Source organism: Bacillus xiamenensis (assembly GCF_001857925.1).
GTDB classification, from domain to species: domain Bacteria; phylum Bacillota; class Bacilli; order Bacillales; family Bacillaceae; genus Bacillus; species Bacillus xiamenensis.
On sequence record NZ_CP017786.1, the window covers coordinates 2,987,617 to 2,998,938 of the forward strand.

Annotated in this window: 10 protein-coding genes and 1 pseudogene; 7 read left to right on the forward strand and 4 right to left on the reverse strand. The window is 41.6% G+C overall.

Features of this window, described 5'->3' with window-relative positions:
• The first annotated feature begins 293 nt into the window (after window positions 1–293).
• The 5 genes from fdhA to BK049_RS15210 all read left to right on the forward strand — a co-directional run bounded on the left by fdhA (window position 294) and on the right by BK049_RS15210 (window position 5,880).
• Window positions 294–1,508: a formaldehyde dehydrogenase, glutathione-independent gene (gene fdhA / locus BK049_RS15190; protein ID WP_071168872.1), complete on the forward strand. Its 1,215-nt coding sequence runs from the start codon at window positions 294–296 to the stop codon at window positions 1,506–1,508.
• Between the two features lie 101 nt (window positions 1,509–1,609).
• Window positions 1,610–2,383 (forward strand): class I SAM-dependent methyltransferase, encoded by a 774-nt coding sequence (locus BK049_RS15195; RefSeq protein ID WP_071168873.1) that lies wholly within the window; start codon window positions 1,610–1,612, stop codon window positions 2,381–2,383.
• A gap of 44 nt (window positions 2,384–2,427) precedes the next feature.
• Window positions 2,428–3,177 (forward strand): glucose 1-dehydrogenase, encoded by a 750-nt coding sequence (locus tag BK049_RS15200; protein ID WP_071169242.1) that lies wholly within the window; start codon window positions 2,428–2,430, stop codon window positions 3,175–3,177.
• A 371-nt stretch (window positions 3,178–3,548) separates the two neighbouring features.
• Entirely contained in the window at window positions 3,549–4,769 is a 1,221-nt protein-coding gene (locus BK049_RS15205) for an MFS transporter (protein WP_071168874.1), read from the forward strand.
• 70 nt (window positions 4,770–4,839) lie between these two features.
• Window positions 4,840–5,880, forward strand: a complete 1,041-nt coding sequence (locus BK049_RS15210; protein ID WP_008358472.1) for a 2,3-butanediol dehydrogenase — start codon at window positions 4,840–4,842, stop codon at window positions 5,878–5,880.
• 42 nt (window positions 5,881–5,922) lie between these two features.
• Here BK049_RS15210 and BK049_RS15215 read toward each other — a convergent pair whose 3' ends face one another.
• The 4 genes from BK049_RS15215 to BK049_RS15230 are packed head-to-tail and all read right to left on the reverse strand — an operon-like array spanning window position 5,923 to window position 8,965.
• Complete coding sequence (locus BK049_RS15215; protein WP_008358470.1) at window positions 5,923–6,636, reverse strand: amino acid ABC transporter permease; 714 nt, start codon at window positions 6,634–6,636, stop codon at window positions 5,923–5,925.
• A 12-nt stretch (window positions 6,637–6,648) separates the two neighbouring features.
• Entirely contained in the window at window positions 6,649–7,347 is a 699-nt protein-coding gene (locus tag BK049_RS15220; protein WP_008358467.1) for an amino acid ABC transporter permease, read from the reverse strand.
• Complete coding sequence (locus BK049_RS15225; protein ID WP_071168875.1) at window positions 7,344–8,204, reverse strand: amino acid ABC transporter substrate-binding protein; 861 nt, start codon at window positions 8,202–8,204, stop codon at window positions 7,344–7,346. The genes BK049_RS15220 and BK049_RS15225 overlap by 4 nt, the downstream gene beginning before the upstream one ends.
• Window positions 8,201–8,965, reverse strand: a complete 765-nt coding sequence (locus tag BK049_RS15230) for an amino acid ABC transporter ATP-binding protein (RefSeq protein ID WP_034739082.1) — start codon at window positions 8,963–8,965, stop codon at window positions 8,201–8,203. The genes BK049_RS15225 and BK049_RS15230 overlap by 4 nt, the downstream gene beginning before the upstream one ends.
• 144 nt (window positions 8,966–9,109) lie before the next feature.
• On the opposite strand from BK049_RS15230, the gene BK049_RS15235 reads away from it, so the two are divergent.
• Both BK049_RS15235 and blaOXA read left to right on the forward strand, forming a co-directional pair.
• The gene (locus tag BK049_RS15235; protein ID WP_008358462.1) at window positions 9,110–10,267 is read left to right on the forward strand and encodes an acyl-CoA dehydrogenase family protein; all 1,158 of its coding nucleotides are present in this window, start codon (window positions 9,110–9,112) and stop codon (window positions 10,265–10,267) included.
• 305 nt (window positions 10,268–10,572) lie between these two features.
• Window positions 10,573–11,177 (forward strand): annotated as a pseudogene (blaOXA, locus tag BK049_RS15240) (class D beta-lactamase); the annotation flags it as partial.
• Window positions 11,178–11,322 lie beyond the last annotated feature (145 nt).

Consider the following 11,322-nt stretch of genomic DNA (forward strand, 5'->3'; position numbering starts at 1 on the left):
TCATATGTAGGGGCCAGCCAGGTGTGTAAGGAATGATAGTATATATAAGGAATTTGTTTGTCGATTAAGGATACCTGTCTGGCTTATTCCTTATATCGACATTATTCTGCAAATGTTTAGCTTTTTTTTCAATATTTTCTTTTTTATTTGACTGGAAAATACATTTTTCTTTCCATGGTAGACATTCAGTTTTTACTTTTTGAGTCAATGTGCGGTTTGAAGAAGGGAAATGCACGAGAAATAGAGAAAATTGTAGAGACTTCATTTTTAAACAAAAAGGGAGGAATGGAAACATGTCGGGAAACAAAGGTGTCGTTTATAAAGGAGCAGGAAATGTAGCAGTGGAGGATATCGGATACCCTGATTTGGTGTTAAAGGATGGCCCTGGTGTACCTAAAGCCAATGTTGGACGTAAATGTGAGCATGGCGTCATTTTAAAAGTGGTGACAACAAACATTTGTGGAAGTGACCAGCACATGGTAAGGGGACGTACAACTGCGCCTGAAGGACTTGTCCTTGGTCATGAAATTACAGGTGAGGTTGTTGAGGTTGGACGGGATGTAGAGTTTATCCAAAAAGGGGATCTCGTATCAGTTCCGTTTAATATTGCCTGTGGCCGCTGCGTCATGTGTAAGGAACAAAAAACCCATGTGTGCTTAAATGTAAACCCTGATCGCCCTGGCTCAGCTTATGGATATGTAGATATGGGCGGTTGGGTTGGCGGCCAATCCGAGTACGTGATGGTTCCATATGCTGATTTCCAGCTCCTTAAATTTCCGGACAAAGATCAGGCAATGGAAAAGATACTTGATTTGACGATGCTTTCTGATATTTTCCCGACAGGTTTTCATGGTGCTTATTCGGCGGGCGTTAAGCCAGGCTCTACCGTCTACATTGCGGGCGCAGGGCCAGTAGGTCTTGCAGCAGCGCATTCCGCTCAGCTCCTTGGCGCGTCCGCTGTCATCGTCGGTGATCTCAATGAACAAAGGCTGGAACAGGCCAGAAGCTTTGGCTGCGAGACGATCAATTTACGAAAACATGATCGAATCGGCGAACAAATCACAAACATTCTAGGAGAGCCGGAAGTCGACTGTGCGGTCGATTGTGTCGGCTTTGAAGCTTCAGGACATGGAGATCAAGGAGAAGCACCAGCGACCGTTTTAAATACAATTATGGATATTACCAAAGTTGGCGGTAAACTTGGAATCCCAGGACTTTACGTCACAGAAGATCCAGGTGCCGTTGATGAGGATGCAAAAGTGGGTTCTCTTAAAGTGCGGATTGGACTTGGCTGGGCCAAAGCCCATACCTTTGTGACAGGCCAAACCCCTGTCATGCAATATCACCGCAGTCTAATGAAATCCATCTTAAGCGGAAGGGCACAGATCGCCAAAGCCGTCAATGCAACCGTCATTCCCCTCGATCAAGCCCCTAAAGGATATAGTGATTTTGATTCGGGTGTAGCGAAGAAATTTGTGATTGACCCGCATGGCATGCTTTCTCGTTAATCCTTTAATTAAAAAGTAGCCGTTCAATAAAATGGAACGGCTCTTTATTTTGTGGCGAACAATAGCAGGCACAAAACATTATTTCAAAGAGGAGGAACAGAATGAGTTCAGATCAGGCAAAAAGAAAAGTTGTAGAACAATTTGGGAGAAATGCAGAAAAATATGTGACGAGTCAAACTCATGCAAAAGGAGCAGATCTTGATCTAATAGTTGAATGGTCATCCCCTCAAGAAAGCTGGATCGTACTTGATATAGCAACGGGTGGAGGTCATACAGCAAAAGTGCTTGCCCCTTACGTGAATCAAGTGTTTGCGACGGATTTAACAAAAGATATGCTTTCAAACACTGCATTACATTTAAAAGAGTATCCTCAAATTTTTTATGTAATAGCAGATGCAGAAAATCTCCCTTTTTTAGATGGAACTTTTGATATGGTCACTTGCCGAATTGCTGCACATCATTTCCCGCATCCTGATCAATTTGCCAAAGAAGCAGCTCGTGTCTTAAAGCCAAACGGTTTGTTTTTATTTATCGATAATGTTACTCCAAATGACGAAGAACTCGCTTTATTTATCAATCAGCTAGAACGTTTGAGAGATCAAAGTCATGCTTCTTGTCTGTCTACGAAAAAGTGGTGCGAATTGTTTATGGATAAGGGATTAAAAAAAGAGAGAGCAGTAGAAAGGAAAAAGCTCTACCCTTTTCAAGACTGGGTAAAACGAACAACAAATTCTTTGAAAGAAGAAAAGAGAGTTATAGAATATATGTTAGGTGCAAACGAAAAAATAAAGGAGTACTATAAATTAAAAATGAGAGGAAATAAAATAGAATCGATCGAGGTGGACGACTGGATTGCACTTTTCAGGAAAGAATAAGAGGGTTCAGTTCATATTAGCTAAAGAAAGGAATTAGTCATATGATAAATTTTGCGGGAAAAACAATCATCATCACTGGCGCAGCCAATGGAATTGGTGAATCGATCGCGTATGGCTATGCGAAAGAAGGGGCGCGTGTCGTGCTTGCGGATATTGATGAAGAAAAAGGGAAGCGCTTGGAGGAGCAGTTGAAAAAAGAGTCCTTTGTGGCCTTTTTTCAAAGAACGGATGTGAAACAAGAGAAGGATATTCAAGATTTAATGTTGTCTGCTGTGGAGCGTTATAAAACGATCGATATCCTCATCAATAATGCTGGGGTCATGTGTACAAAATCCCCTTATGAACTAACGGTCGATGAGTTTGATCATGTGTTACATACGAATCTAAGAGGTGCTTTTTTATGTGCAAGAGAAGCGGCACGTTATATGAAAGTAAATCAAACAGGCGGTTCCATTGTGAATATTTCATCGACTCGTGCGATCATGTCAGAACCTCATACAGAAGCATATGCAGCATCAAAAGGCGGGATATCAGCGCTTACTCATGCTCTGGCGGCTTCCTTTAGTCAGGATTCCATTACTGTGAATAGTATTTCCCCTGGGTGGATTGAAACGAAAGATGAGAAAAATCTTCGGGAGATCGATCATCAGCAGCATTTTTCAAATCGAGTCGGAACGCCAAAGGATATTGTCAAAGCTTGTTTTTATTTAACTGATGAAGACAATCAATTTGTGACAGGGACAGATGTAGTCGTTGATGGAGGCATGACAAGAAAGATGATTTATGCTGATTAAATATGGAAAAACATTGACGCGTTGATCGAGCCGCTGTATAATATGTAACAATTCAACTGAAGATCGTATAAAAAAGGAAAAGCGCAAATAGAGAAGAGTACGTAATGGCTACCTGCACAGAGAACTCCGTTCAGCTGAGAAGGAGCTTGGAAGCATTACGGAACCAAGCCTCTTAGCTCTGCATCGGATTCATTTTGATGGTGGTGCAGCGATATTCTCCCGTTATAGAGAAGGGTTAGCGATAACCTGCTGAGGTTCATCTGGTAACAGGTGAATGAACTGAGGTGGCAACGCGGAGTCAATCCCGTCCTCAAGACAGAAATGTCTTGGGGGCGGGATTTTTTTTGATGACAAATAGGGGGAACGTTACGATGAAAAAACATTGGCGAGATATGAGCATTTTACTTGGAGCGATTGGTATGGCGAACATAGGAGAATGGATATACATGATTGCTCTCCACCTACTGATTTTTCAGGAAACGGGCTCCGTTCTTGCTGTAACAGCCGTCTATCTGCTAAGGCCTGTCTCTGCTCTTTTAACAAATAGCTGGTCTGGCAGTTTGATTGACAGGCTGAATCAGCGTAATGTCATGATCAGTCTAGATCTATGCCGGGCCGTTCTGATTGCATGTATTCCCATTGCCTTATTTTCAGGCCATTTATTGATCGTATACGTTATGTTGTTTCTCATGCAGATGGCACACGCCATGTTTCATCCAGCTTCGATGGTGTATATGACAGCACTAATACCGGCGGATAAACGAAAACGGTTTAATGCCATTCGATCTTTGCTTCAGTCTGGTGGATTTTTACTCGGACCCGCCGTAGCAGGGCTGCTTTTTCTGATCGGCACACCAGTCTTTTCAATTTATGTGAATGCGATCTGCCTTTTGATATCCGCTCTTTTGACAATGTGTTTACCGATTTTGTCAAAAACAAACGAGGCACAAAAGGAGTTTTCCCTTTCCATATTAAAGGAGGATGCAGCACTTGTTCTTCGTTTCAGTCTCACATCTCGCCAAGTGATGGCGGTGTATTTATTATTCAGTGCCGCTATCATGGTGTTGCCTACTGCTATTGACTCACTTGAAACAGCTTTTGCAAAAGAAGTGTTGATGCTGACCAATACCGAATATGGATTTCTTGTCAGTATGGCAGGAGCAGGGATTATCGCAGGGGCATGTCTCAATACGGTCATTGTCGAAAGGCTGCCTGTTTCTATTATGCTTGGTGCGGGAAGTTTGTTTGTGGCTTTTGGTTACTTGATCTATGCTTTTTCCAGCACATTGACTGCAGCAGCAGTTGGCTTTTTTGTTCTCGCTTTCTTTTTAGCATTTGCGAACACAGGCTTTATGACTTTTTATCAAACGAATATCCCGGTAGAGGTCATGGGGAGAGTGGTAAGTTTTTATGCTTTATGTGAAGCCGTTCTGACGATTCCCATGACAGGAATATCTGGCGTGTTGGCACATGTTTTATCGATTCGAATCTCTGTCATAATTGGTTGTCTATGTATGCTTCTTATTTGTCTATTGCTATGTTTTGTCATTTTTCGTCCATTGACTGTCAAAAAAATAGTGCATCTTTCTTAGAAAATTTAAAAAATTATGTTATCATTATTTAAGTAAGTTAATTAAAAAAAAGAGAAAAGGAGTCTTACAAATGAAAGCACTACGCTGGCACGATCAAAAGGACATTCGACTAGAGGAAATTGACGAACCAACAGTTGCTCCAGGAAAAGTGAAGCTTAAAGTAAAATGGTGCGGCATTTGTGGTAGTGATTTACATGAATATTTAGGAGGGCCTATCTTCATTCCGGTCAATGAACCTCATCCACTGACAAAAGAAAAAGCACCTGTGACACTTGGTCATGAGTTTTCAGGTGAGGTTGTTGAGGTAGGAGAAGGTGTGAGCGATTACAAAGTAGGCGATCGAGTCGTTGTAGAACCTATTTTTGCAACTCACGGGCATCAAGGTGCCTACAACTTAGATGAAAACTTGGGCTTTTTAGGACTTGCCGGTGGCGGCGGTGGATTCTCTGAATATGTATCAGTCGATGAAGAATTACTTCATTTATTACCAGACGAAATCTCATATGAACAAGGTGCACTCGTAGAACCTGCTGCAGTTGCTTTATATGCCGTTCGTTCTAGTAAACTAAAAGCTGGGGATACAGCGGCTGTGTTTGGCTGCGGACCAATTGGCTTACTTGTCATTGAAGCGCTGAAAGCGGCTGGTGCTACAGATATTTATGCAGTGGAATTATCAAAAGAGCGCCAAGAAAAAGCAAAAGAGCTTGGAGCGATCATTGTAGATCCTTCTCAATATGAAGATGTTGTTCAAGAAATCGCCCGCCGTACAAACGGTGGAGTCGATGTTTCTTTTGAAGTGACAGGTGTACCTGTTGTATTGAAGCAAGCCATCCAATCAACTAGAATTTCAGGTGAAACGGTCATTGTGAGTATTTGGGAGCAAGGTGCAGAAATTCTGCCGAATGACATTGTCATTAAAGAACGGACAATCAAAGGCATCATTGGCTATAGAAATATCTTCCCATCTGTATTAAACCTAATGAGAAAAGGCTATTTCTCTGCGGATACACTCGTCACGAAAAAAATCAAGCTGGACGATGTGATCGAGGAAGGCTTCCATGCATTAATCAATGAAAAAGATCAAGTGAAAATTTTAGTCAGTGCTGAATAAGTAGGACGACAAAGAGAAGGGCATCTGCCATTCTCTTTTTTTTTAACGTCCAAGAGATTTTCCGTACACGCTGACTCGTTTCTCTAACAAAGCAAAAGCGAGTTCAAAGAAAATACTAAGCATCCAATAGATCAAAGCAGAGACAAGATACGTTTCTAAAAACTTGTAGCCATCATTTGCAATGATGCGAGAGATTCCCATGATTTCCAGTACACCAATTGTAAACGAAAGGGATGTGGCTTTTAACAGCTGAATGAGCTGATTTCCTAGGTTTGGCAGGGCAACCACAAACGCTTGCGGTAAAATAATGCGAATCATCGCCTGTCTGGTGGTCATGCCAACGATTTTTGCCGCTTCAAGCTGCCCTCTGTCTACTGCAAGAAGTGCGCTTCGGACCACTTCTGTTAAATGTGCGGCTGAATGCAGGCTGAAGGTGATAAGGGCAACGGTAAGCGGGGAGACCATATCCGGGTGAAAGGTCAACCCAAAAGTGCTATTTATTTTGGTCAGAACAAATGGAATGCCATAAAAGAAAGCAAACAACTGAACAATGAGAGGTGTTCCTCTAAAAAATGAGACATAGAGTGTGACCAGCTGGCGGAGCACAGGGATACGAAAGAGGCGAATGAAAGCAAAAACAGATCCAATCAAAAGGCTCACAGCCATAGAAACAAGTGCAATCAATAAGGTAAAGGGAACGCCTTTTAGAATATGTGGTATTTGGTCAATCGCAAATGATATATCAATGGTTTGCATCAAATCGCCTCCTTAGCGTGACAGGCTGGTGCGGCCTTTCACAAACTTTCTTTCCAGTAGCATCGTGATCAGTTCAATACTGATGCAAATCAGCCAATACACAATTGCAATGATGACGTACACTTCAAACATCCCTATCCCGTAGTTATTGCCTAGGATGATTTTGACCTGTCCCATCATATCAATGAGTCCGATTGTAAATGCAATGGCGGTATCTTTTACGAGATCAATGGTGTAATTTCCGAGGTTCGGAAGTGCAATGAGAAAGGCTTGCGGAATAATGATCCTCATTAATGCCTGCGTATCTGTCATCCCAACAATGTAAGCTGCTTCAAGCTGATCTCTCCCCACAGAGGAATAGGCACTGCGAAAGACTTCAGATAAATAAGCGCCCGTATGTAAAGAGAATGTGATCATGACAAATAACACACGATCCCAATGATTGATTTGAATACCGGCCATGAGTAAAAGCTGAGGTAGGCCAAAATAAATCAGAAATAACTGAACAATGAGCGGCGTACTTCGTGTAAATGACAAATAAATGACCGCCAATTGTTTCAGCACTGGCATTTGTTTGATTCGAATACAGGCAAATAGCAATCCGATGATGATGGCAAAAAACAAAGACACCACAATCATAAGAAATGTGAGTGGCAGACGATCAACCACCTGTAAAAAGATGCTCAGCCAATCTCCAGCTGTAAACGTCATGGCGCTTCCTTCCTTTCTTCATATTGATAGCCTTGCTCTGATATATAGTCAATATCTTGAAAGAAATCAACGCCAAACCATTTCTTCGCAAGGTCAGGTAATGTTCCATCTTCGATCATCTCTTGTGTCACTCGGTCCAATTCTGATGCTAGTTTCTTTTGACTAGGCTGTAAGACAAGATAAATAGGTTCCTTTGAGACAATACCGCCCACTTTGACTTTCAGGTGAAGATGTTTTTGAATCGTATCAAAGGTCGAAATATTCATAAAAGCCGCATCGGATCGTCCGCTTTCGACTCGTTTTAAATTGAGTTCGTTTGAAGGACTTTCAATGGTGGTGAGCGGAATTTTTGGATCATTTTCTTCATTATATTGATTTAATATGGAACGAAGGCCGCCGCTAGGACTGACGGGGGCGAGCTTTTTTGATGTCATATCGTCAAGAGATTGAATATCTTGCTCTGATTCATTCACAATTAAGCCTGTCATCGAATAGCCGTATGGAACCTTAGGATAAAGAAAACGTTTTTCGCGTTCAGGATTACTGAAAAACCAATTAGCCGCCATTTCAAATTTCCCAGCGCCAATCCCAATTAAATTGGATTCTTCCTCGCCAAAGATATAATCAAAATGAACGTGTGGCAAACGTTTCTCGACTTCATTTAAATAATCGATGTTATAGCCAATCGGCTCGTTTTGGTCATTTGTGGCTAAAAAAGGCGGATTGACTTCTGCGCTTAGTGCGACTTTGACAATTTGTCTGCCATCATCTGTTGTTGTTTTCACACTACTGCAGCCAATGAGTGAGAGGAGAAACAGAAGAATACTAGCGGAAGTGAATAAAGTCTTGCGCTTCATCTGTCTTCCTCCGTTCCTTGCCACATCCCGCGATGAATTCTTGATAAAAATTGTTTCGTCCGTTCATGCTGAGGCTTCATCAAGACGTCTTCTGGTGAGCCTTTTTCAACGATTTCCCCATCTGCCATAAAGATCACTGTATCCGCTACATCCTTTGCAAACGAAATTTCATGCGTCACAATGACCATCGTCATTCCTTGGCTCGCAATATCTTTCATCATTTCAAGGATTTCTCCGACCATCTCTGGGTCCAGCGCGGACGTCGGCTCATCAAATAAAAGCACCGCAGGATTCATGGCAAGAGCACGCGCAATTCCGATTCGCTGCTGTTGACCGCCGGATAATTCGCTTGGAAATGCTTCTTTTTTATGAAGTAGCCCAATTCGCGTTAACAATTGCTCTCCGATTTTTTCTGCCTCTTTTTTAGACATGTTTTGAGACACAATCAATCCTTCTGTGATGTTTTCAAGTGCTCGTTTATTTTGAAACAAGTGATAATGCTGGAATACCATAGACGATTGCTGTCTGAGTTTTAGAAGATCTTTTTTTCGATATTGTTCAAATTGAATCGTGGCTTCTCCAACTGTCAGCGTTCCTTTGTCTGGGATATCAAGGCTGTTTAAACTGCGAAGAAGTGTTGTTTTTCCTGATCCGCTCGGTCCAATAATGGCGACCACTTCACCTTCTTGTACGGTGAAATTAATTCCTTTTAACACATGAGTTGACCCATAGGATTTATGTAGATTAGTAGCAGAAATCATAAAAGCATCACGTTCCTTTGACATATGTACTTAATATTGATAAAATTTAACACATTAAATCCTATAAGTAAAGTGTGTTTTAATAATACCTATTGGATAAATCGGATAAGATAGATTGCGAGAAACAGAGGAGTTGGATATGTTTTGTCTAAAGCATTATTTGTCGATACAGATTTTCAAAAAAATTGGCTAAATCAACTAGAATCCCTTCGTGAGACGATCGAACAATCTGCAAAAGAACATGATGAGGGTGCCTATTTTCCTAAACAAAATATCGAATCATTAGTAGAACTGGGCTATACAACGTTGTCTCTGCCTGTTGAGTACGGGGGCGGGGGTCAATCTGTAAAGGATATGGTCCTTTTTCAAGAAACGCTAGGAAGTATGGATGGAGCAACTGCCTTATCGATCGGCTGGCATCAAGGAGTTGTTGGTGAAATTTATGAAAAGAAACTATGGAATGAGAAGCAGCTGCAATTTTTTGCTGAAGAAATCAAGAATGGGGCTCTTGTGAACCGGGCCGTCAGTGAGGCGCAGACAGGGAGTCCAACAAGAGGAGGCAAACCTGGAACAACTGCAACGAAATCAGGAGATCATTGGGTGATCAATGGCCGGAAAATATTCACAACGATGTCACCAGCACTCACATACTTTCTCGTCGGAGTATGGATCGAAGAAAAAGAAGCGATGGGCTTCTTCTTAATTCACCGTGATACAAAAGGTGTTTCTATAGAAGAAACGTGGGATGTTGTTGGCATGAGAGGAACAGAGAGCCATGATTTAATTCTAGATCAAGTGGAAGTTCCAGATGACATGTTGGTTGAAGTGCAAAAAGGACCTCGGGGCGGTACGCTGAATCCTTGGATCGCACATATCCCTTCCTGTTATTTAGGGATTGCGCAAGCGGCAAGAGACTATGCTGTTCAGTATGCCATCACCCATTCACCGAACAGTATTAGCGGAACGATTAGCGAACTGCCAAATGTCCAAACACTGATTGGCGAAATTGATTTACTACTAAAGCAAGCACGCCATGTCATCTATTCAACGACAACATTGTATGAGCAGCCAGAGAAAAGAGAGCTGTTAATCAATGAATTCGGTGCTGTGAAGCATACAGTCGTCAATCATAGTTTGCAAGTGGTCGATAAAGCCATGCGTTTAGTCGGTGCAAAAAGCTTAAGCCTTAGCTGCCCGCTTCAACGTTACTATCGAGACATTCGTGCTGGCCTTCATAACCCACCAATGGACGATATGACGATTTCGAAAATTGCAAAGCAAGCGATTGAAGAGAAAAAATGAACGTACAATAAACAGAAAGCCGGATAAAACCGGCTTTTTTGATTGAAAAAGAGGACGAGCGGCTCTTATTTCTGATCAGTCAGCATGCTAGAATCGATTGCAATCATGAGCAAAGAGAGTGATTGTTTGCAAAAAAAGAAGATGAAATGGCTGATTGCTGGCGTGATGCTTGCAGCACCTTGTATGAGCAAGCCTGCATCAAGTGAAGGAACATCTCCAAAATAGTCCGTCGATGAATTCATGAAAGAGCGGGAAGGCACATTTTGATTCAAGAAGTAAAAGAAAAATTACCTTGGGTGTATAACTATAACAAAAAAAGAGCGAAACAGCGCTTTGCACCACAATCAACGTTTAAAATAGCAAATGCCTTAATCGAACTTCAAACTGGCGCAGTTAAAGATGAATACGATTTCAAATATTGGGACGGAGTAAAAAGAGAGAGTGATAACTGGAATAAGGACCATACACTGGTCTCTGCATGAGAGATTCAGTCGTCTGGTATTATCAAGCCATGGCGCGTGACATCGGGGAAGAACGCATGAGCCATTGGATAAACGCCATTCATTATGGGAATCAAGACATATCTGGCGGAATCGATCAATTTTGGCTAAGCAGTACGTTGCGCATTTCTCCAGTAGAACAAGTCCATTTCCTTAAACAGCTATATGAAGAAAGTCTCCCATTTGACCTATTGGTTATGAGAACCGTCAAACGAATGATGATACAAGAAGAAGAGAAACACGCCACGCTATACGGAAAAACAGGCTCCGGATCAGGAATCGGCTGGTACGCAGGCTTCATCAAAAAGGAAAACAAAACCTACATCTTCGCCACAAATATAGAAGGCACCGGACTAGAAGCAAAAGAAATCACCTATCGTATTTTGAATTTGGTAGAAGCATCCGTTTAGGGTGCTTTTTTTATGAGTGAATTTGGGTATATATTGATAAAAAGATGATACTTGGGTTAGTTTGAAAGAATGGTATATTTCTAGAAAAATATTGAAACATGATTTTGAATATATTATGATATATGACGTATTGTTACAAATGTTA